Here is a 22,429-nt window from a genome sequence, read left to right as displayed (position 1 = left end):
TGTGAGATACTCCGGAACATGCGAAAAGCGGCTGCCGTGCTCTCCACCTTAGTGGGGCTCACGACATCCGCTATCCGAGTTTTGGCTTTCCTAGTATTTGCGAAACTGTTCCGGTGTTACGCCAACCAGCCGTTTGAACGCCGTTGAAAAATTGGGAGGATGGTTAAACCCGACTTTGTAGCAAACTTCCGTAACCGTTGGATTTCTGTCCGACATGAACAGCAGCTTGGCTTCCTTGATCCTCTGCTTATTGATATACTCGAAAACGGTCAAGCCCGTCAGTTCCTTAAAAATTCTGGTCAAATAAAATTTGCTCAGATGCACCCCTTCCGCCAGCTCATCCAGCGTCAAGTCATTCATATAATGCTCTTCAATATACGTAACCGTCTTCCTGACGTGTATTTCTTTATGAACAGGAACGCTTCCCTTCTCCTCCATCGGTGTCAGACTGCAATCGTAAACAAACAACAAGAGCTCCAGGAATACGGCTCGCAAACGGTTATAGGAGGTTAAATCGGGAGAACCAACGTAATAGAAGCGTCTAATATTCAACAGAAGCTGTTCGATCTCCTGTCGTTGGCTCTGTTCAAGATGCCATCGATAATATTGGAAATCCCTGAACGGTTTCAATACATCGACGGAATCCGGAAGTGTTGTAAGAGGCTTCACATCCGCTTCGCTAAAGCGTATGTCGGTTCGGAGACAGCTATCCTTCATCATCGGCCCATGCAGGCTTAACCCGTTCATGATGATTAGATCGCCTTCCGTCAACGTAAAGCTGTGAACTCCGACAAAATAGTTGCACCAGCCGCTGTGAATGTAGATCAACTCGTACTCAGGATGCGAGTGCAAAAATCGCACGATGCGGTCCGCCATTCGATAAGCGAAAAATTCGATAATAGATTGGGGCGTATGCACGAAACTCCCTCCTACTACTATTTAGCATCCTATACATCTATTGGTAGTTTGATCTTATTCGCGGTGATTGTTCTTTGTCAACCCGGAATCGTTCTGCAATCAAGTATAAGTTCTCACGCTAAATCGAAAACGTCGCGGGCTTGTCGGCTATCGGACAATATTTCAGCAGCGGATTCCCGGTTTTTATGACGATTTATCCGACAGTTACCGCCGGAACGCTCTTCCAATCGTCCTCCAGCCCGAGTCCGCGAAGATCGGCAATCGTTCCGTTCCGCTCCGCTTCGTACAGCCTCCATATAATGCGCAAGCCTTGCAGGCTGGACGGCCCGTCGGTCATCGGCTTCGCGCCGGAACGGATGCAATCGAGGAAATGCCCGATTTCATGATGGGTGTTTTTGCCGTTCTGCGGCGCTTCGAAAAGCAGCTTCGTGCGCGATTCGGTATCCAAATTCGCCTTCTCCCGGCTCATTCCGGTATGCGCGTACAGCTTCCAGCTGCGGAAATCCGCTTCCAGCATCCCTTCCGTACAATGCGCGTGAATGCTGTAGCCGAGCCGCGAGCCGCGCGCTCCCCACGTCCCGAAATGGTAGCCGAGCACGCCGTTCTCGAATTCGATCGTCACGTTGCTTGTGCCTTCCTGCTCCATCCACGGCGTGCCCGTGTTCGTGCCGATATGCGTGCCGCGCACCGGCTTGCCGAGCATCCAGAGCATCAGGTCGACATAATGGCAGCCGTGACTGAAAAACTGCCCGCCACCGAGCCTTTCTGCGCTATGCGCCCAGTGGCCGTCCTCGTATTTCGTAAACTGCTCCGTCCAAATGGAGAGCTGAAAAACGTCGCCGTAAGCTTTGGAATCGATCAGCTCCTTGAGCTTGACGATGAGCGGCCAAAACCGTACTGGATAAGCCGTCATCAGCACTTTGCCTTCCCGCTCCGAAGCCTCGATCAGGTCGATGACCTGTTCTTCCGTATTGGCAAGCGGCTTCTCCATCAGTACATGCTTGCCGGCTTTCAGGCAAGTCATCCCGACCTCGTAATGCAGATCGTGAGGCAATACGACGAGCACCGCATCGACGACGTCAAGCATGTCGCGGTAATCGGTCACGGCAAGCCCGCAGCCGAGCAGCTTTGCCGCCGCCTCCGCCCGCTCCGGAATAATGTCGCAAACCGCCGTAACCTCCATCCGATCCGCCAATTCCTCATATCCGCGAAAATGCGTGCCCGCCATGCCCCCGCAGCCGATGATGCCCATTCTGATTTTCGTCATCCCGTTCAGCTCTCCTTCTCTTTTCTTCATTGCTTCCTTGCCTCTATAATAGAGGGGATAACCGGCTATGGCTTTATCCGAAAAGTCGAACTTTTTGCACGAACGGACGGTGGCAGAGGCCGCATGACTTACGACCGATTTCAGCTGCAGCGGGAGCTCGTCATTGACGAGCTGTTCACCTTCTTTTTTTACGAGCTGCGCAAAAACTACTACTTCGAAGGCGAAAAACACGACTTCTGGGAGTTTCTGTACGTCGATAAAGGCGAGATCGAAATCGTCACCGACAGCCATTCGTTCGCGATGAAGCAGGGCGACATGGTATTCTACAGCCCGAACGAATTTCATAGCTGCCGCGCGAGCTCGCGGCATGCGCCCAATGTCATTATTATTTCGTTCGAGTGCAAGGCGCCGGCTATGTCCTTTTTCGCAGGCAAGCAATTCCTCCTGGAGGACGGCGAACGCGCCATTTTGACCAGACTCGTCAAAGAGGCGTACGACGCCTTCGATCCGCCGATCGACGCGTGGAAACGCTCACAAATACTCGGACGGAAAGAAGGAGCGCCTTTCGGAAGCGAGCAGTTGATCAAAAACTATTTGGAAATACTGCTTATCGAAATGTTCCGCCGCGGGCAGTCCATCGAGCGGGTCCGTCATAAGCTTTCCTCGCTTGCGCAGGAAACGAACCGCCATGACTTGACCCGGCATGTCATCGCCTACATGAACGAGCATATAGGCGGCAGCTTGACGCTGGACGGGCTTTGCGCCGTCTTTCAAACCGGCAAAACGCAGCTGAAAACCGGCTTCAAGGCCGCCACCGGACTCGGGATCATCGAATATTTTCAGCGTTTGAAAATCGACAAAGCCAAAACGATGATTCGCGAAGGGACGCGCAATTTTACGGAAATCGCCGATACGCTCGGGTACAGCAGCATCCACTATTTCTCCCGTCATTTCAAGAAAGCCACGGGAACGACGCCGTCCGAATACGCCCGAACCGTTGGCGCGCGCATCGAGTAAGGACTGCGGCAGGGGAAACCGAAAAAAAACTACGACTGACCAATTAACTAACAAGGATTTCCAATGCCTCTGTCGAAGTAATCTACAGGACTTTGACGGAGGTATTTTTTATGTCCTTACCTAAAAATCGAATCGTACCTGAAAAGAAAATATACTTTCGCACTGAAATGCAAAACTGCCCTCATTGCGGGACTACTTTAAAGCGAAGCCATACCGCCTGGAAGAAGAATATCTCGACCCTAAACGGGGTCATTCAAGCTTGGAATATAGCTTATAAATGCACAAATCCCCAATGCGGCTATCCGAAAACGACTACAAATCCGCCGAAGCATCCATAGTATCCTTCACCTTGTAATTTATAATGTTCCTCTCTTCCAAGGTAAAAACCTAATCTTTCAAATAATAATTCCATTTCAGAATAAGCTATAAATCTCTGTAATGTTATCGTAGACCACAACCCACCGAGGCGCCACGATGTTTCTTTTAAATTTTTAATTATTTTCTCAAAATTTCTCTAATCACGTAGTTGCAAGTTAGTAAAAATTAACTCCCCCCCGGACTGTACAATCGATACAAACGTATTTAAACCACCATCAAAAACTATATTCCTACTAACATTGAAATATACATCAGCATAGAACTTTACTTCATTTCCTTCATTATCGGCTCTTAAAATAGATAGTAAGTCATGAAATTTTGACGGATCGATATTGTCATGCAGACCGTATGTCATTTAACTAGAGCTCTCCAATCTAACAAAATTTGTTTAAGAAACGAGCTCCTCCTAGATCCTCTCAGATCACAGGCAGAGAACGGTCCCTATAATTCTTTCATTTCTCACATGCAACTCCGTCGCCATTCCTTTATAGGATCTTTTCCTGCCAACCGCTGCCCCGCCAACGGCTATTAATGCGCCTTCTCCACCGCTCGATCCCCCGCAAGTTTTTTCTAAGTCCCATGATGTAGTAAACATGATTGACATAGAGAGACGGCATAATTGTAAATGCCGCTTTTTGGCCTGACGGCCACCACGTAAGAATTCAGAAACAAAATCAATCTGTGGAGTATGTTGTCATGTTCTTGTCACCTGCGGGGCAAGTTGTCGAGTTCTTGTCATTGACCCAAGACAAGAACATGACAACATAAATGAAAAGAGCCGCGATATACGCGACTCTTAATGTTATAATTTTCTTGTCAGCCGACAGTTGTCGTGTCGGTCCAATAAAAAAAACTATTTGTTTCCGCAAGCTCAAATAATCCGGCCTGATCAAACAATCCGCTGGATATGTCGTATTATATGAACTGACGCCCCCGGTCCGACCGCGGTGATTTATACAAAAAACGCCGTCATCGCGACGGCGTTTTTGTATGCAATCTATTGAACGGTCACTGCTACCTGATCGAACCAAACGGTTCCGCCCGCCACTACCGGATTGGCATGAGTCAATATAAGCTTTAGATTGTTTTCATAAAAGTTTTGACTCGGTGCAACAAAAGTAGTCTGGTATTGGGCCCAAGCCGTACTGTTGATCGTAATCGGCGCAAACAATGCGGTGCCGCTGTTCGTGACCGACACTTTCCCTTGCGCGGCTGAACCGTTGGTCTTGGCGTAGAACGTAAGACGATACGTTTCGCCCGCCTGCAACCCGTTCAGATCATAGCTCAAGGATTGCTCCCCGCTGACCGGATTCGTTGCTAGTTTGACGGATTGGGCGCCTTTCACCTGCTCGCTCGAATCGAGCGATACCGTGAAGGCGCTGGCATTCCCGCTGCGATTCCAGTACAACGGAAGCGTCGGATCAGCATAATCGGGCGTTTCGAATCCGCTGTTCGCCGTTTCCGAATCGGATAAATCCGGAACGATTCTTACCTCGTCAAAGAAAATCCGTTTATCCGGAATCGTCCAGTCGGTTCCCGATAAGCGGACATAAACTTCATGCCCCGCGACAGATGGGGTAGAAAAGTTCAAGGTATACGCTGTCCAGGCCGTATCCGTAAAATAGGTACTTGCAACGACGGTATTGGCCGTTTTGTCGAAAATATCCACGTAGCCGTTCACCTTTCCGGCTCCCGAATCTTCCGCCTTTCCGTAGAAGGACAAGACATAGTCGGAATTAGGCACATAGGTAAACTGCTGTTGGGCATAAATAGGCGTGGCCCCGTCGGTTTTCAGGGTTAGTCCTGCATCGCCGGCATACGCTTGGGACAAATCTCTGTAGACACTGCCGGCTACCGTTCCAGGCTCGGTCTCCCAGCCAACCGGCAGGCTCGTGTCGTCCGGATTAACGGTTTCCATCCCGTTGTTCATCAAATTTTGTTTCCCCCAGGCGACAAGCGGACCTAACGTGTAATAACGAACGTACGGATTCGTTTTCCAAATTTCTTCCCCGACCCGGTAAATATCGTAACTGCTGTCGAACTGGACCAAATTTCCCCAACCGAACAGCACCGGCGTATACTGCGACCAATTTGTGGACGGATTCGTTATATTTTCGCCCCACATCGAATAACTGAGCAGCGGGACGCTATGCGATCCGTTCCATATTTTATCTTTGAAGTTATTGACCAGCTTGCGCGGGTAGCTGTCGTCAAAAACGAGACCTCGATTGTAAAATTGCAGGATGGCATCGACGGTAACGTTAGCATGGCTTGTATCCTCGGCATACGGGACCGCTGTGGCATAGGGGCGCTTCGCATCGTCCGCCGTCAGGCTGTCCCAATATTTCCAATACAAATATTTTTGATCGCCAGGATTGCCGTCCCTAATTCCGAGATGATTTTTCACCGTGGTCATGATCTTGACGGCCTGATCGAGATAGGCTTGCTTTTTGACGGGATCGCTCTCCGTATCCGCGAGGCTTAGGATGACGACAGCCATATTCTCATACTGGTTTTTCGGCAGGCTCATATCTTGCAAGAGCGCGGTGCCCGCATTGGCCGGTGACTTATACGCAGCTTCCGTCGGCGATAGCTCCACATAGTAAGGCTGCCATTTCTCGTAGACGTTTGCCACGACGTAAGCCCGGTAAGTATTCGCTTTTGCCGCATAAGCTGCAAGTCTTGGATCCTTGTTTACCGTTTTTACAAAGCCCATCGCCGCATTACCCAACATGGTGTCATGGATTTGATATTCAGCATTTCTGGCAAACTGAACGCTGTCAAAATATGCTTTCCAAGTCGCGTCCGAATAGCTTTTTAACCCGAGCTTTACAGTAATCACGTCTGTCCCGTTGGCTGGAGTGCCGAACGAAAGATTATGATAAAGTGTCAACGGATTATCCGGATCGAATCCCGACCAACTCGTATTATTGAATTCGGCGCTTGCTATTTCCTGCTGCGCAGTCTCGTTGTATACGATGACTTTCCCGAAAGCATCCGCCTTGTTCGTTTTCCCCAAAAACTTCAATAGATATGGAGCACCGGGATCATACCCTTCCACCCGATATTCCACGTATCCTTGCGTCGTCCCGTTGCTGTTTATGACCAAATACGGAGAGGCATCGAACGTAATGTCCGGGTTAAGGTCCGCGTAAGCCATATCCGGTGTAAGCGACTGGAGCTGCCACCCGCCCATATTTCTTGTAAAATGAGGCGTAATCGCCAGATCGTCAACATACGCTTCCCAGCTACTGTCGTTATAACTTGGCAGCTTTAGGCGCACATATATTTTGTCGCCTGCGGCCGAAGGCGCTGTAAAGCTTAAGCGATAGTTTTTCCAAACATTGCCCGAAATCGTCGATTGGCCGACTACGGCCGATGTCGTTTCGTCATAGATCTCGACGACACCGTTAGCCTTGGTAGAATTCATCCGCCCCTGGAACGTCAACATATATTTGGCGCCCGGTACAAGGTATATTCGTTGCTGCAACATCTGCTCATGTTGCGTATTGCCGTCCGATCCGATTACAAATCCGTACGACCCTGAAGTAGACAGCGTATTCGCATTTGATCGGTAAGCTTTGCCTGACGTGGTCGTATTGCCCCTTGTCCACAAATATGGCAGCGTCGCGTCACCGGCAGCGGCCAATTCCGCTGTGCCATTGACGATGGCGTCCAAATAACTGCCGCCTAATTTCAGCTCCACATTGTCAAATGAAGCTTGAGAAGGCCCGCCTGCTAACGATTGGTAGTACAGTCTAACCCTCACGTTATGGCCCGCAATTGCCGGCATCGCGAACGGGTCCGTCGAAATCGTCGTCCAAGCCGTGCTCGTCGTCGTTTGGGATTTAAGCACTTTGGAATCGGTATAATCATAGATTTCGATTTTAGCTCCGTTGGCCGCGACATTCGTTTTCGCTCGCGCCGACAAGATATACACGTTGCCGGGAATATAGTCGACTTGTTGTTCGAGCACCTTCCATTTGCCGGGATCGTCATTTTTTACGACAACGCCATAAGCCCCCGTGCTGTAGTCGCCTGAAGTGCCCGAACGATAGATGGAAAGCTCCGTCGCACCGTTCCATCTTGACCAACCGTAAGGCAGCAGTCCGTTGGCAGGTGAATCGGCTTGTTCAAAGCTGGAATTGACAAGGAAGTTTTGCTCCCCGCGCGTAACCGGCGACGGCTGAATACGAATGTTATCGTAATAAATTTTGCCGCCGTGAAGCGTATACGATTGCTGCATTAGCCGCAGCTTGACCGTTCTGCCCGGTATATCGGGAGCGACGAAATCAAACGAATAGTTGTTCCAATCTGTAGAGGAAAACGTAAAGGCGGCAGCCCCGTTTGGATTCAAAAACTTCAAATCTGTAAAATTGTACACTTCCACCCTACCCACAGCATTCGTACCGCTGACGTTATTCGTTCTGGCATTGAAGGAAACCGTATACCTCATTCCGGGAATGTAACTGATTTGCTGTTCAAGCACTTGCCAGGAATTATTCCGGTCTGTGATGACCAGACTCGACGTACCGTCGTATACATCCGGCGCATAGGTCGACCGATAAACAGTCGAATTGTTTACTGTATTCCATCGGGCCCATCCGTCGGGCAGCGTCGCATCCGCAGCGTCAGCCGTTTCGAATCCTCCGTTCACCGATTTGTCGCTTCCATAAAGCGGCGCTTCATATCGTAGTTGCTTCACACTCACATCGTCAAGAAAGGCGGTTATGGACGAACTTAGCGGATCGTTGAAGTAATAGCGCAATTTATACTGATGGGTGATATCCGTAATGCCGAAAGCTACGTTGTACCGCTTCCATTTAGAATCAAAAACAGGCGGGCTCGTTACGATCGTTTTGTTCGCCGTCGCATCGTACACTTCAACAAAGGCGGAATCTTTTATATCGGAGGTTTTACCGTAGAAGGAAAGATAATAGTTTTTTTTGAGCTCCAATGCCGGCAATGTCTGTGTCGCCATCATATTGATGCCGTTATAGGATTCCAGCTTCAAGGCAGCGCTTCCAGCATGGAATGAATCAGGTTCGGTCGTGCGGGTCACTTTGCTGCTTGTCGAAACGTCGCACGCCGCTTCGCTTCCGTCGTTATTTTTCACCCCGCAAAACCAGTTGTCTGGGGTATTGCCCGTTCCTGTCGTTTCCATCGAGCCATTCGTCACGAGCTCGCTTGCATTGTAGTCTGGACCTAGCGTAAAATAGCTGTCATTCCCCATCAGGTTGAGACTCGTCAATGAGGAATACCAGCCCAATTTCCCGTCCCCGTCCAGATCCTGCGCCTTTCCCTGAACCGCATCTAAATGGGATGTGTACTTGTCCAGCCAATAAGTATCCCCCGACTTGTTATAGGCAAGAAGATAGTTATTGAGTTGATAGCCTTCCGTATAGGCAAGGTTTTCTCCCTCGGAATACACCGTACCGACTTGGCCATTATTAAATTTTTGATCGAAACGCCGCAAAAGGTCCAAATTTTCATTGGCAGCATAAATCGATTGGGGAACGAGCAAAATAAAAATGAATACGCTTACAATTGAAATTTTGAACAATCGGTTCATGACTTCTCCTCCCTTGAATTTATTAATCATGTATGGTCAATCGTTCACTTCCGGAATCACGCAAGGCGGTTATGAAGTCGTCGGAATCGTAAACAAAACCATATAGCAGCGCTACTTGCCATAGCGCGATTTCTTTGGCGCGTTCCTCTCTGGCTGTTTCTTTGTTTTCTATGGCCGCTACCGCCTGCCGAATGGCCGAACACATGATGCCGTGCCGCATCATGTCGTACATCCCCCCAGGGGAAGTCCAAAGGCAGCCGTTGATCGCAAAGCCGGTGTAAATGAGGTGATTGATGCCGAAGTGCTGGCACAAGCGGAAGAGCTCATGGGACGTTTCCGTGATCAGCTCGTTGCCGACCGGCTCGGCTTCCCGCGCAAACTTCATCATCGTTCTCCCTTTGGTAATATCGGGTTGATTATTAGAGCCTGGGAATACGTTGGCCGCACGGAAAGCACTCAGTTCCTTGAGTACTTCGTCCGCTTCTACACGCTCAATACCAGGCGCGGCACCAGCCAGCTCTTTGACAAGCCGATACCCCGGGTAATGAGAGCTGTAATCTCCGCTCGACACGACGTGGATGAGCTTGAGCGGACTGCTGCGGACTGCCGTCAGCAGCTCCGGAAATACCTTCTCGCAAATGTCGTAAGAACGCAGCAAATATTCGACCGCTCGGTGCCAGCCCGGAAACTGCTCCTGTGTCCCGCAGTCCCATGCATGCATAACGACGACGGCCGTGCGTTCGAGGTTGAGGGTTAAGTTCGCTTTCTTCCAGCCGCCGAAGCCTTCGCCAGGCACGTCCCGATCGAAGTCGGCATCGAACTGCTGATAATAGTTGGTTGGCAAACAAATCTTACTCATACGATCGAAGCTCCCTTCACTTTCACATGGCTACGCTTGTTTCCGATAATCCCCTGGAGTTGATCCGAACGTTTTTTTGAAAGTCCGGATAAAAGCAATGGAAGTGGTATACCCTACCTTGTTGGCAATTTCCTGAATGGAATCATTACTTTCATGCAAAAGCTTTCTGGCATTCTCCATTCTGATCCGAACCAGAAAATCTATAAAGCTTTCTCCAAACTCCTCTTTAAACAACTGGCTCAAATACTTTCCGCTTATCCCGAATTTATCATTTAAATAAATGAGTGAGAGATCCGGATTTCCATAATGAAGTTCGATAAACCGCCTGACTTCTATCAAAAAGCTATAGTTGTTTTTCCGCGTACGGTCCAATTCCATCTGATTCCACAGATCGCTAAGCAGATGCATGAAACCGGACGCAACCTCTTCAAGCGTTTCGGCCGAATCCATCATATCGAGTACGTTCGGCATGACTTCCTGCTCCCATTTCTTTAACCATTCTGCGGATAGGTCCATCATGACGCGACGAATGTAGAATACGGTGTAGTTGATCAAGTTGTTCAAATCATCCTTCGTAAACACGCTGTTGCCAATTTCGTCAAAGAGTGTCCGGCATTTGTCGGCCCACTCCGCTTCCCCCCTCTTAAACGATTGCACAAACGACTGGACAACCAGCACATGGTTAAAATTGAACATTTCCCCTTGTGAGCTGCGATCCATATCCTGTGATGCAATGACCCGGTCTTTGCCCAAGGAAGCTTTGAATTTGAGGCAATAAAGTGCGGATTCATAAGAAAGAGAGGCCTGATTAATATTTTCTACATCGGCGCCCATGCCGAAAGTAGCCGTAAACGGCAGCCTAGTTTTCATCCACTTTCCAGCCAGCTCGCACAGTCGGGCAAACCGGCTGCTCCCTGACTCGGGGGCTTGTAAAATCATTGCCAGGCGATGATCGTCAATCCACTCCATCCAGATGGAGACCGCAACATCCTCGGCAAGCTCGCCCAGACTTTTCTCCACAACGAATTTGAACAGATTTTGGTCCTCGACAGAAAAACGCGAACGAAATGCCGTGTAGCCGTCGATCTCCGCTACCGCTACCGCCGTTGTTTTCCGTCCAAAATCCGGTACGGTACCTTCGCGAAACTCTCCCAATTGTTCCGTCAATATCGGTTGCTTACCGGCCAGAAGATCAAGGAAGATCGCATGCCGCGTATAAAGCAAACTTTCTTCCACCTGCTTTTCAAATCTGTTCGTTTCCTCTGTCATCGTGACAATGGCCGATTCGATCGTTTTGAATTCGTCAAGGTTTGTTTGATAGCCTTCCCGGGGCTTTTTGATGGCATGCAGCCGGTCCAATATTCTTTCCATTGGCTTGTAGTTCCTGCGACTGATGAAAACGATCCAGACAATTCCGAAAACAACGGAAATCAGCCCGATCATTATAGCCCCATAGGTGAAGGCCGATATGGAGCCAAGCAGCCCGATATACTTAAACCCGCCGCGAATTTCAAAGGAAGTGTATCGCGAAGTCAGGCGGGTTAAGTCATCCCGTGAAGAATCATCCTTCGGGTCCAGACCGGCCGCCATTATTTTTTTGCCTTGAGCGTCGAATAAGCTCACATAATTAAGGGGCGAGCCGGACATCTCCTCGATCAGCGACTGCAGCCGCTCCACATTTACATTCACAACCATAAAACCGGGCGGCGATAAATTGATCTTTCTTGCCAAAGAAACGACCTTGACCGAATGATCGGACATCTCGGCAAACTCTCTTAAGCCCGACCAGTTATAGGGACGGTTGTCCTGCAGTAGTCCTTCCAGGAAAGACCGGTCGCTGAAAAGGTTCATTTTCAAAACGGAGTTTTCGAGCACCACATCGCCCATATGCTCCGGATCGCGTACGACATAGACGGATTCGATTAGCGGGTATTCTTCTCTGATCTGCCTTAGTTTTAGTGCTACATCGTAAGAGGAAAAGCCTGTATTCCTTCCCGCAACAATAAAATGATGAATATCGCGGTTTGCAAGAATTTCTCGCGTCAGGGCTTGGTCGATTTCCCGCAATGGCTTGTCGACGGTCTGTAGCACATCCCTGATAAATGCTTCGTTAGCTTTGGAAGCCGCTCTCTTGGAAAGATCGCTCACGACCATAAAGGAGATCAGCAGCAACCCTGCAACGATGATGATAAACACGGGCAAGTAGGATAGCAGCAGCCGGTAAAACCAATTTCTGTACAACCGGATTCCCCCTTATACGATGAAAGACTTTCCAAGAGCAGCGGCGGCTCAAGGAACTGTAAGGTGTCCCTAGGCTATTTAATGACGCCGGCCGCTCTTGCTTGTTCCGTATACGAATCGAGAAGAGCTTTGCCGCCCAATTCATTCATGATCTTATCGAGCGTCGTTTTCCATTGTTCCGGCGGCAATTCGCCCAAGGCAATTTTGGCCATCGTTTCATTCTCAAGCTTAGACTGCGCCGGGAGATCCACACCTTGGGGCGGTGCTACATTCGTTCCAATACTCGTCGAGATCGGGTAGCTTCTGAGCTTCTTGATGATCTCTCTGTCTTTATCCGTTTCTCTTGGATCGATGACTTCCAAACCAATCGTTCGCGCTTCATCCTGATTGAACACTTGATAGATTCCAAGCCAGTTTCCTTTGTCCTCGATATCCCTCTTTACATTCTCGGGCATGATCGTGATTACATTTCCTTTGCGGGTGTAATGAACGCCTTCTTTGCCGTAATGCGACAGCAAGTAGCCTTCTTCGCTCGACAAATAATCGATGATTTGGAAAGCCTTCTGTACCTTAGCCGGATTTTGGGCTGCTGTTTTCGTAACCAGGAATCCGGGACCAGGAAGATTTTCTTGCCAGAACGGAATCCCTTCATTCGGGTTAAATGCCGTCCAGGCCGCTTTCGGATTAATTTCCTTGCTGCGGCTTGCTCCTGAAGTCGGAACGCTCTCCAATCCGAACTTTCCGCTTGCATCACGGATGATGCCAACTTTCCCCTGCACGGCTTTATCGATGTGCGCAGTCCCTTTTTGCAGGAACCAGTCCGGATCTACAGAGCCGTCTTTGACCATCTTGTTGATATCACGCAGCACGGCTTCCGTCCGCGGATCCATCTGATAATGAACAACTTTGTTGTCCTTCGTATAGAGCACGCCTTCGAGCCCATTTGCCGCAAATTGCGGCCAATCGACCCCCGTCCCGTTTCCGCCGGCCGATACGGAAAATCCGTACGTATCGTTCTTGCCGTTGCCATCCGGATCGTTGAATGTAAACGCATGCGCTACTTTCATGAACTCATCCAGATTGGTCGGAACCTTCAAGCCGAGTTTATCCAGCCAATCCTGACGGATGTAATAGGATACAAGCGATCTTTTCACGACAGGAATCGGAATCCGCTGAATTTCCGGCTTCGATTTGTCCATTGAATATCGTTTAAATACGACTTCCGGTGTCGTCCATTTGAAATAATTCGGCATTTTCTCCGGACTGACAAATTCGTTTATATCCGCCAGTACCCCGTTCTTTTTGTAATCGAGCGCTGGTGTGCCCCCGCTGACAATAATGTCAGGCGAATCGTTCGATGCGAGGCGAACATTAAGCTTGTTGTACCGGTCTGTGCCCTCTACCATATTGTAAGTCAATTTCAGCGTTACGTTAAACTTCTTTTCGATCGCCTGCTTAACGAAATCTTCGCTCTCAGGCGGGAGTGCGCTGTTCGCGTTTGGGTTGCTGCTGAAAATTTCAATGGTTTCCCGTTTTCCGCTGTCGGTTGCTGCAGGGGTTGCCGTAGCGGCACCATTGCCCTGCGGCTGCGGCGTATCGGTATCTTTCTTCGTGCTGCAAGCGGAAACTGCGCCCGTGGCAAGAACCAGCGTCATAATCAGCGCAGATTTAACCTTTTTTTTCATTCGGAATGCCCCCTATTGTTCGTCGATTAGCCTTTAACGGCACCTAAAAGCATGCCCTGTGTCAAATATTTTTGCAGAAACGGATAGACCAGCATAATCGGGATGGTGGAGACGATCACGAGCGCCATCTTGAACGTCTCGCCCGGGACTTCGGCCATCAGCTGCGGACTCATCAACTGCAGATCGCTGGCCATTGTCGAACCAACCAGCATATTGCGAAGAACGACTTGCAGCGGCATCAGATCCGGATTGTTGATATACATAATAGCGGAGAAAAAGTCGTTCCAGTGAGTTACCCCATAAAACAGTCCCAACGTTGCAATAACCGGCTTAGACAGCGGCAAAATGATCGAGAACAGCAATCGAATTTCGCCGACTCCGTCGATTCTCGCCGAATCGATCAATTCTTCCGGGAAATTCTCGAAGAAGGTTTTCATGATGAATAAATAAAACGTCGAGATCAGCCCGGGAACGATCAAAGCCCCAAGTGTGTCAATAAGACCGGTAGCATGTACCACCAGATAGGTTGGGATCAACCCGCCGCCAAATAAAAGGGTGAACACCAGAAACATAAGTATCGTGCTGCGAAACGGCAGGCTCTTCGTCGCTAACGGATAAGCCATCAGCATCGTAAATAGCAAATTAGCCAATGTGCCGAGGACGGTGACCGTAATGGTGACTTGAAGCGCCTTTGGGACAAGCGGACTAGAAAATACGGCTTTATAGGCCTGAAAGTTTACCTCGTGGGGAAATACGTTGAATCCGCCGTTCCTCGCTACCTCCGACATGGGTGTAATGGATACGACGAATACATACACAAGCGGAAACAAGGCGGAAAAGGCGACAAGCCCCAGCAGTAAGTAAATCCCCATATTCCCCATTCTCGTACGTAAAGATTTGTCAGTTGTCATTTGATGTCTCTCACCTCCTCACGTTACCAGATACCCGCTTGTCCGAATTTTTTGGCTATCTTATTGGTTACAAAAATCAAGATCAACCCGACAACGGATTTAAACAACCCTACGGCTGTCGCATAGCTATACTGCATCTGCTCCAATCCTCTTCTAAATACCCAGGTGTCGATAATATCCGCTGTCTTGTAAACGAGCGAATTGTACAACACATAGATTTGACTAAAGCCCGCATCAAGAATATGCCCCACTTTCAAAATCATGAGCAGGACGAACACATTCATGATGCTAGGCACCGTGATATGCCACATTCGCCGCCATCTGCCCGCACCGTCCATCGTCGCCGCTTCGTATAAATGCGGATCGATACCGGCAATTGCGGCCAAATAGATGATGGAGCCAAATCCGACGTCCTTCCATATTTCGGAAGAAACCAGAATACTTCTGAACCAATCGTTCGATGTTAAGAAACTAATCGGTTTTAATCCCCACTCTTTTAAGAGATCATTGATGAGCCCTGTGCTTGGAGACAAAAACATCAGCAAGATCCCATAAATGATGACCCACGATAAAAAATAGGGGAAATAGACAATCGTTTGTACCGTCTTCTTATACCAGCGAACACGCACCTCATTTAGCAGCAGGGCAAGAAAGAGTTCCGGTAAGGTGCCGAAAACCATCTTGTAGCCGCTGATCACAAGCGTATTGCGCAGCAGACTAACAAAGTCGCGATTGCCGAACACTTCTTTGAAATGGGCCAGCCCTACCCACGAGCTATGCCACAAGCCATCCATAATTCTATAATCCTTAAAGGCAATAACCAGCCCAAACATGGGAATATACTTGTATACAATGTAGTAAACCAAGCTGGGCAGCATCATGACATACAACCACCTATGACGGTACAACCTTCTGCCGAGTACAGTATTCATGCTTTAGTCCCTTTCCCGAACCCTCTTTTGTACGATCCAAGGATCTGGGTTCTCTCTCCCTTGTTTTCAATACGCGCTGCCAGCTAGCGCTTGTTTGCCAAGATGATTCCTCCTCGCTGCATTTTACCTTTACGATTCCAGCTTCATCATTTCAGCATCCGGCACGATGAGCGATCGAGTGGCCATCCCTTTCGCATCGCCGATTGACTGTAGGCTTACTTTAATCCGAACCGCAAAAATACGTCAATAAACTGTTTCCCAGTCACAAACCGAATGGCGAAAATGCCTCGATGCATCGTATAAATGCGGAAATAACAAGAAAAACGGCGTGTTTTGGAGAAGGATATACGTTAACGCGGAGAGGTGCGGAGTATTTTTGATCTTGGATGAGATGCCGCCTGCGGCCTTCACATGATTTCAAAGGCGATCACATTCTCGCGAAGGAGACTCCGTTAGCCGTTCCTTGCTCCTCCAAATTACAAGCATGCCAAAGAACCCGCGGAAAAACGCAGGCTTACATAGGCTACTCAGCGCTTAAAACAAAAAACAAGCCCCTACCAGCATAAAGATGTCACAACCTCACGCAGACCTACAAGAAAGGCATTCGGAACGCCACCGAATATTGCCTTTTTTCCGCATTGGCTTTAAACATAAAACGTATGATAAGAGCGGTATAAGGGGGAAGTTAGCCATCGAAAATCATAATAATTCAAGAGGAAATACGCCAAAAGCTAAAGCACGGCTAGGGAATTTAATCCCTAACCGTGCTTTGTCGACAGTCCCAGTTATGCGGGTTTGAATCGGGCTATGTTCTTGTCGTCCGACAAATGAGAAAATTGGTGCTGCCTTCACTGACAATCCAATCACTGATTTGGAAATCAATATATTTATTTTAGTTCCCGCGGCGACGTTCCGGTTGCTTTTCTTTCTTTTATAAAAATGGATCAATAAAAATAAAACGATCAGAAAAGATTCCTGATCGTCGTTATTAATGTAGTTCTTAAGATCAAAAATAACAAATGCTAGCATGCCGTTTAAAGCTATATGATTTCCAAATTTTCAAATAAACGTTCTAATTAAAGCATACATAAGAACATGTAGAGTTTCTTAGAATTTCCGAAATCAACAATGCATGCTGCCACTAATTTTGTGACAGCATGCATTGTTGTTAAACTATCGTTACCCGTTACTTCAAAAGATTTTGGTAATTGGGGAGGAAATCATCCTTATCGGGTCCTCTAAGATGTTCAAAATTTTTAAGCTCAACACCTGCCGACGAGATCCGATATGTAAGTACATCTTCGCCGACAGGGATATGAGGACCGACTATGGGCTGAGCATCTAATGTGATTAAAAAATCAAAACCACGAAAAGCAGCTACCCTTTCAATGCTCTTCACATTTACATAATCCGGATGAATAACTGGTGGTACTGTAATTACATCTGCGTATACCCCAGTAATTTTCTCCTGCATATGTGGAAGTAGAATTAAAACAAGCATATCTTGTAGCTGCAGTTCCCTTGAGTCTTCAAGCGGCTTATTACCATCTGCATTTGAAGTTTGCTCTGAAAGAGCCTCTTCAGCAATATAGTGAACATCTATTTTATGTTTGTTATCCGTCTCAGGAGAGGCTTGTGTGTATTCTACTAGAGCACCACTGCCCTCAGCGAATAAACGAAGAGGTACATATGCCTTGTTATTATAGTTAAGCACCTCCTCACTTTCCTGTAGTTGTACTTCTTTGGAGAGCCCGTTAGCTAGAAAAAAAGTAACTTTACTTGGAAAGATTGTTGCATCAATTACACTTGAAGCAAATACAGAAGTTGTTGCCATTAAGAAGGCACCACACAACACACCAGCAATAAAATGTTTCTTCAATTCGTCCTCTCCTCTTCAAATGTAAAATTATTCTATCTAATAGACGAAGCAAATGTACTGTTTGTTCCAAACACGTATAAACTAAATACCGCTAACATACATGCGACTCAAGGGAATGGATAGTTGCGTTATTCTGCCCGTTACTTCAACAGAAACAGGGAGCAGTCGCCGCAGTGATCTGCACCCTGATATTTGCACTATCGTACCCTTTAGCTTAATTCCGAGATCCCTCGGGCAGACCGAGGGGCGATCGCCCCAATGCTTTAATATGGTGTTGTGTGATGTCACAGTCCTCTTCGATAAACCTTATAAAATCTAATCATTCCACATTCTTGTTACTTCTTCTAATTCTAAGTCCTCGAATTGCATTTTATAGATATCTGGTTTCTTTAATTGATTCAAAAACTCCAAGCCAAAAGCTGAATCAAAATGATTCATCATCAAAGTCATTACAAGACCATGAGTCCCGATTGCTATTTTCTTCCCTCTGTGCTCTTTTAATATGGGTTTTAGAACTGAGATTGCTCTTTTCTGACAATCAGCATTAGACTCTCCACCCGGAAAGGTATAATTAGGGTCATTAAAACTCTCTCTGATACTAGACATTAACTCTGCATTTTCAATAATATAAGATGCAAAATGACGTTCTCTAAGATCTTCAAATACTTTAATATCTAACTTTAAGTGCTCGGCCAATCCCTCAACACTAAGAATTGCTCGAGTATAAGGACTTGATATAATCATATCTATTCCTTCACCTATAAGTAACTTCGTTACTTTTTCAATATCGATCTTTCCTTTTGGGGTAAGCCCTCTTGTTCTTTCATTTCCTTCATTGTATGGTGATTCTCCATGCCTAACCATATAGATAATTGTCTTCATACAGGCCTCCTTTAGATGCTTTCATTAAATATCACACAGTGATTACACATAACGTTATATTCACTTATAAAATTATCCAACTCAGAAAATATTCGAGAAACAATTGAACAATCCTGCCCGTTCGGAGCGAGGTGCTGTTCATCTCTGCGGCAGCCTCGTGATGTAGCTTTTTATCTTTATGCTCGTCATTCTCTTCATTCTTCAAAGCAAAGATCGCATAGTCTATTTATTTGTCTAAATGGTAATGCACGAGTTCTTTGGATTTATTTAAGTACTACTACCTGGCAGACGCATGAATTTATTCGCATACCGGTACCCAAAAAAACGGCTATAGGGTATACTACTTCTGCCGAAACCAAAACGACGGGTGAGAAAAGATGAATAAATGGCACCGATTCTTTCAATATTCCAAAGGAAACTTTTACAGAAAAAGTCTCGTTCTCATTCTGCTCAGCGCGAGCATTCCCGGGCTTGTCATTGGTGGAAGCGTTTACTGGATCGTATCCGCTAAAATCGAGTCCGCATTGATTGAATCGCATCAGAAACAAATTTTGGAGCAGTCCCGAAATATGGACGAGCAATTAAACTATTTGGAATTGACCTTGAGTCACTGGGCCTTCGAGCCGCGTTTTGGCGAAAGCTTGCAAACGCTTGATTTTGTCTATCATTTTGCGGAAACAAGGGACATCTACAAGACGCTGCTCGTGATGCAGGGCTCTCATCCGCTCATCAAAGGGGTTGAGCTGTTTATTGACAGGCCGTCGCCTGTGCGGTTCAACCCGGAATACAATCCACCCAACGACCAGAGCCAGATTACGTATTTCAAGCAATTGCTGAGCAAAGGGGGCACGGCCTACTGGACGAATGCGTCTCAAGTCGCCGAACCATCCGCTTCGAATGAAGCCTTGTTGGTCCACAAGATCATGGATATGAACCAAAACCCGTTCGGTGTCCTGGTCGCCACGCTGAACCGCGAGAAAGTCGAGAACATGTTGAAGGTGCTGAATCCCTACGATAAAGGCGCAACCTTTCTGATGAATCGGCAACATGACATTTTCGCAGCCGTCCAGAGTGGAGCTTCTTCACCGAACGAGTTTGAAGCGGCCATTAAGGAAGCCGTCATGCAAGCGGGAGACGTCGAGAGGGCTTTCTCGTTCAAATGGAACGGTGACGATTATTCGGTTTCAGTCGGCAAGCTGCCGCGAATCGATACCGAGTGGACTTATGTCTCTGCCACTCCCATCTCGGCCATCACCTCGCCGATTATTTTCGTATCCCAATTGATACTCCTCTTCAGTATTTCCGGCTTTGCTTTGGCATTGGCGCTGTCGTGGTTCGCCTCCAATCGCATCTATTCGCCGGTAATGCGGCTGATGAATGTGCTTGCCGGAGGAAAGGCCGGGGGATTGAGCCGAAACCTCGACGAATTCCAGCTTCTTGAAAAACAATGGGGGCATTTATCGCGGGAAAGCAGCCTCCTACAGAGCAAGCTTCAGGAACAACTGCCTCATATTAGAGAGGGTTTTCTGCTGCAGCTGTTCCATCAATACTTGAATCGTTATTCCGAACAGGAGCTCAAGAATCGCATGAAGCAGTACGGTTGGGAAACCGACGGCCGGCAATTTATCGTAACCAATGTGCAATTAACCGGATTTTCGCAATCGGATGGGCGATTTACTCATGATGACAGAGGACTTGCCACGTTCGCGGCGGCCAATATCATCCAGGAGCTGGCGGCATCGCGCTTGAAGGAATTCAGTGTCATTAACTTTCACGATTCGTCGATCGGCCTGCTCGTATTCGCCTCCGATGCGGCTTCAGCGAGAATGGAACTGCTTGCGATGAGCAAAGAGCTGACGCAAACGATCAATCAGATCCTTTACGTCCGCGTGACGATTACGATTGGCAAGCCGACGGATGTGGTGCGGAATATCCCGGCTATATTCGGAGAGGCCAGCCAGGTTTCGTGGGCTCGCATAATGAAAGACGCCAATCAGATCATCGACATGGAGCAGCCTGATGCTGCACTTGAACCCGGCGCCTTCCAATACCCGTTCGCGCTGGAACGGGACATCGTACAATCGATGCGAATGGGGCAGCAGAGGGATGTCGAGCGTCTGCTCGAGCAGTTTCTGAACGAAGTGGCGGACGGAGGGAACAAAGAAGCGGTTGTGAAGCAAAGTATGCTTCTTCTGGTCGGCAGTATGCAGCATATGATTATGCTATCGGGGATTCGTGTGAAAACGCCGTTAGAGGGTGCTAATGTATTCGAAAGCCTGCTGCAAACCCGGGAGCGGGAGCAGATCATTCAGCTTATCTGCACGAAAGTGGCCAATCCGTTTATCGAGGCGATGGCAGAGCGATCGAATACCCAGGTGCAGAAGATTATCGAACAAGCGATCCGCTATATGGAAACGAACTATGCGAAGGATATTTCGCTGGATAGCTGCGCGGATCAATTAGGGACGAATCCATTTACCTTGAGCAAATCGTTCAAGCAAGTAACAGGAATCAATTTTATTGATTATGTGACGGACTTGCGATTGAACAAGGCGAAGGAATTGTTGCGGGAAACGGATATGAAAATGAATGACATCGCGGAAGCGGTCGGGTACCAGCAGACGTATTTCAACCGTATTTTTAAGAAGCAGGAAGGCATTACGCCAGGCCAGTATCGGGATAAAAGCCGTGATGCAACCGTATGATCAGTACGCCGTACGATTCATTGTTGCCCTCAACGTCTGTTATTTAGGCGTTTGAGGGCTTTTCTGGCATACGGCGAGATAGTCTAATGTGGATAAAAAGTGCAAAACCAGCTCTGTCGCGGCCGTTGCTCCTCCATCCAAAATGTATAATTGCCTGCAAAATGATCCTGCCCTATGATTCAGTTGCGAATACACCTCATGCAGAAAGGAGGAACATCCGAAAGGAGATACCGATGGATAAAATGTTGTCGAGCGCGAAACCGGCAGGCCGAACGGAGACGAATTGGCTTCGTCATGTAAAGAAAGACAAGTGGTTGTATGTGCTGCTGTTACCGGGGGTTCTGTATTTCCTTGTTTTCAAGTACATCCCGATGTGGGGAGTGCTCATTGCGTTTCAGAATTACCAGCCGTTTTTAGGGTTTTGGCAGAGCAAGTGGGTCGGAGTGGAACACTTCACCATCTTTTTTCAAAATCCCGATTTCATCAAACTGCTTCGCAATACGCTATTGCTGTCATTGTACAATATTATCTTTTATTTCCCTGCCCCTATCTTTATCGCGCTTATGCTCAACGAGGTTAGAATTGCGATCGTCAAGCGGACGATTCAGACGCTGATTTACGTCCCGCACTTCATCTCGATGGTCATCGTGGTCAGCATTACCTACGTGTTCTTAACGACCGATGGCGGGATCGTCAACGAGCTGTTGCAGCAGTATACGGGCACGAAGATCGCTTTCTTGTCCGACCCCGATTGGTTCCGGCCATTGATCATTTTACAAACGATATGGAAAGAGGCCGGGTGGGGGACGATTATTATTTTGGCTGCGCTGGCGGGCGTCAGTGTAGAGCAGTACGAAGCCGCGATCGTCGACGGTGCGGGAAGATGGCGTCAGATGTGGCATATTACGCTGCCGGCCATCCGAAGCACAATCGTCATTCTGCTCATTCTCAGGATGGGGTATGTTCTCGATAACGGGTTCGAGCACATTTATTTGATGATGAATGCGCTCAATCGCGATGTGGCCGATGTATTCGACACGTATGTGTATGACACCGGGATCAGAGGGGGAGCTTTCAGCTACAGTACGGCAGTCGGTTTGTTTAAATCGATCGTAGGCGTCATTCTCGTATTGTCCAGCAACTACCTGGCGAAGAAATTCGGGCAATCGGGCATTTATTGAGT

General features: G+C 47.9%; 14 protein-coding genes. 3 read left to right on the top strand and 11 right to left on the bottom strand.

Annotated features, from left to right (window positions below; translation table 11 throughout):
- Positions 1-90 precede the first annotated feature (90 nt).
- Together ACKGJP_RS08185 and ACKGJP_RS08180 are read right to left on the bottom strand one after the other, a co-directional pair.
- Complete coding sequence (locus ACKGJP_RS08185) at positions 91-918, bottom strand: AraC family transcriptional regulator (RefSeq protein ID WP_409345168.1); 828 nt, start codon at positions 916-918, stop codon at positions 91-93.
- Positions 919-1,111: 193 nt separating this feature from the next.
- Positions 1,112-2,215 carry a Gfo/Idh/MocA family protein gene (locus ACKGJP_RS08180; RefSeq protein WP_409345167.1) on the bottom strand — a complete coding sequence of 368 codons (1,104 nt, stop codon included), beginning with the start codon at positions 2,213-2,215 and terminating at the stop codon, positions 1,112-1,114.
- A 93-nt stretch (positions 2,216-2,308) separates the two neighbouring features.
- Here ACKGJP_RS08180 and ACKGJP_RS08175 point away from each other — a divergent pair, with 93 nt between their 5' ends.
- Positions 2,309-3,202 carry a helix-turn-helix domain-containing protein gene (locus ACKGJP_RS08175; RefSeq protein ID WP_409345166.1) on the top strand — a complete coding sequence of 298 codons (894 nt, stop codon included), beginning with the start codon at positions 2,309-2,311 and terminating at the stop codon, positions 3,200-3,202.
- A 799-nt stretch (positions 3,203-4,001) separates the two neighbouring features.
- On the opposite strand, the gene ACKGJP_RS08170 is transcribed toward ACKGJP_RS08175, so the two are convergent.
- The 9 genes from ACKGJP_RS08170 to ACKGJP_RS08130 all read right to left on the bottom strand — a co-directional run bounded on the left by ACKGJP_RS08170 (position 4,002) and on the right by ACKGJP_RS08130 (position 18,541).
- Complete coding sequence (locus tag ACKGJP_RS08170) at positions 4,002-4,175, bottom strand: amidase family protein (protein ID WP_409347103.1); 174 nt, start codon at positions 4,173-4,175, stop codon at positions 4,002-4,004.
- A gap of 402 nt (positions 4,176-4,577) precedes the next feature.
- Entirely contained in the window at positions 4,578-9,152 is a 4,575-nt protein-coding gene (locus tag ACKGJP_RS08165) for a carbohydrate binding domain-containing protein (protein ID WP_409345165.1), read from the bottom strand.
- Between the two features lie 22 nt (positions 9,153-9,174).
- The gene (locus ACKGJP_RS08160) at positions 9,175-10,011 is read right to left on the bottom strand and encodes a hypothetical protein (protein ID WP_409345164.1); all 837 of its coding nucleotides are present in this window, start codon (positions 10,009-10,011) and stop codon (positions 9,175-9,177) included.
- Between the two features lie 30 nt (positions 10,012-10,041).
- Positions 10,042-12,252 carry a helix-turn-helix domain-containing protein gene (locus ACKGJP_RS08155; RefSeq protein ID WP_409345163.1) on the bottom strand — a complete coding sequence of 737 codons (2,211 nt, stop codon included), beginning with the start codon at positions 12,250-12,252 and terminating at the stop codon, positions 10,042-10,044.
- Between the two features lie 74 nt (positions 12,253-12,326).
- Positions 12,327-13,937 (bottom strand): extracellular solute-binding protein, encoded by a 1,611-nt coding sequence (locus ACKGJP_RS08150; protein ID WP_409345162.1) that lies wholly within the window; start codon positions 13,935-13,937, stop codon positions 12,327-12,329.
- 26 nt (positions 13,938-13,963) lie between these two features.
- Positions 13,964-14,848, bottom strand: coding sequence for a carbohydrate ABC transporter permease (locus ACKGJP_RS08145; RefSeq protein ID WP_409345161.1), 885 nt, complete (start codon positions 14,846-14,848; stop codon positions 13,964-13,966).
- Between the two features lie 23 nt (positions 14,849-14,871).
- Entirely contained in the window at positions 14,872-15,729 is an 858-nt protein-coding gene (locus tag ACKGJP_RS08140; RefSeq protein ID WP_409345160.1) for an ABC transporter permease, read from the bottom strand.
- Between the two features lie 1,237 nt (positions 15,730-16,966).
- Positions 16,967-17,659 (bottom strand): DUF3888 domain-containing protein, encoded by a 693-nt coding sequence (locus ACKGJP_RS08135; RefSeq protein ID WP_409345159.1) that lies wholly within the window; start codon positions 17,657-17,659, stop codon positions 16,967-16,969.
- A 315-nt stretch (positions 17,660-17,974) separates the two neighbouring features.
- The gene (locus tag ACKGJP_RS08130) at positions 17,975-18,541 is read right to left on the bottom strand and encodes a histidine phosphatase family protein (RefSeq protein ID WP_409345158.1); all 567 of its coding nucleotides are present in this window, start codon (positions 18,539-18,541) and stop codon (positions 17,975-17,977) included.
- A 377-nt stretch (positions 18,542-18,918) separates the two neighbouring features.
- Here ACKGJP_RS08130 and ACKGJP_RS08125 point away from each other — a divergent pair, with 377 nt between their 5' ends.
- Together ACKGJP_RS08125 and ACKGJP_RS08120 are read left to right on the top strand one after the other, a co-directional pair.
- Positions 18,919-21,246 carry an AraC family transcriptional regulator gene (locus ACKGJP_RS08125; RefSeq protein WP_409345157.1) on the top strand — a complete coding sequence of 776 codons (2,328 nt, stop codon included), beginning with the start codon at positions 18,919-18,921 and terminating at the stop codon, positions 21,244-21,246.
- A 242-nt stretch (positions 21,247-21,488) separates the two neighbouring features.
- Positions 21,489-22,427, top strand: a complete 939-nt coding sequence (locus ACKGJP_RS08120; protein ID WP_409347102.1) for an ABC transporter permease — start codon at positions 21,489-21,491, stop codon at positions 22,425-22,427.
- Positions 22,428-22,429: the final 2 nt, after the last annotated feature.

This window comes from Paenibacillus litoralis, assembly GCF_046244365.1.
Classification (GTDB): Bacteria; Bacillota; Bacilli; order Paenibacillales; family NBRC-103111; genus Paenibacillus_V.
Note: the sequence above shows the minus strand (reverse complement) of the source record. Positions and strands in the feature narration are given on the sequence as shown.

Bases quoted from the DNA above. Each gene is read 5' to 3' on its own strand.
- ACKGJP_RS08165 (WP_409345165.1), bottom strand. From the start codon at position 9,152: ATGAACCGATTGTTCAAAATTTCAATTGTAAGCGTATTCATTTTTATT.
- ACKGJP_RS08170 (WP_409347103.1), bottom strand. From the start codon at position 4,175: ATGTTTACTACATCATGGGACTTAGAAAAAACTTGCGGGGGATCGAGC.
- ACKGJP_RS08150 (WP_409345162.1), bottom strand. From the start codon at position 13,937: ATGAAAAAAAAGGTTAAATCTGCGCTGATTATGACGCTGGTTCTTGCC.
- ACKGJP_RS08120 (WP_409347102.1), top strand. From the start codon at position 21,489: ATGTTGTCGAGCGCGAAACCGGCAGGCCGAACGGAGACGAATTGGCTT.
- ACKGJP_RS08175 (WP_409345166.1), top strand. From the start codon at position 2,309: ATGACTTACGACCGATTTCAGCTGCAGCGGGAGCTCGTCATTGACGAG.
- ACKGJP_RS08140 (WP_409345160.1), bottom strand. From the start codon at position 15,729: ATGATGCTGCCCAGCTTGGTTTACTACATTGTATACAAGTATATTCCC.
- ACKGJP_RS08180 (WP_409345167.1), bottom strand. From the start codon at position 2,215: ATGAAGAAAAGAGAAGGAGAGCTGAACGGGATGACGAAAATCAGAATG.
- ACKGJP_RS08160 (WP_409345164.1), bottom strand. From the start codon at position 10,011: ATGAGTAAGATTTGTTTGCCAACCAACTATTATCAGCAGTTCGATGCC.
- ACKGJP_RS08145 (WP_409345161.1), bottom strand. From the start codon at position 14,848: ATGACAACTGACAAATCTTTACGTACGAGAATGGGGAATATGGGGATT.
- ACKGJP_RS08130 (WP_409345158.1), bottom strand. From the start codon at position 18,541: ATGAAGACAATTATCTATATGGTTAGGCATGGAGAATCACCATACAAT.
- ACKGJP_RS08125 (WP_409345157.1), top strand. From the start codon at position 18,919: ATGAATAAATGGCACCGATTCTTTCAATATTCCAAAGGAAACTTTTAC.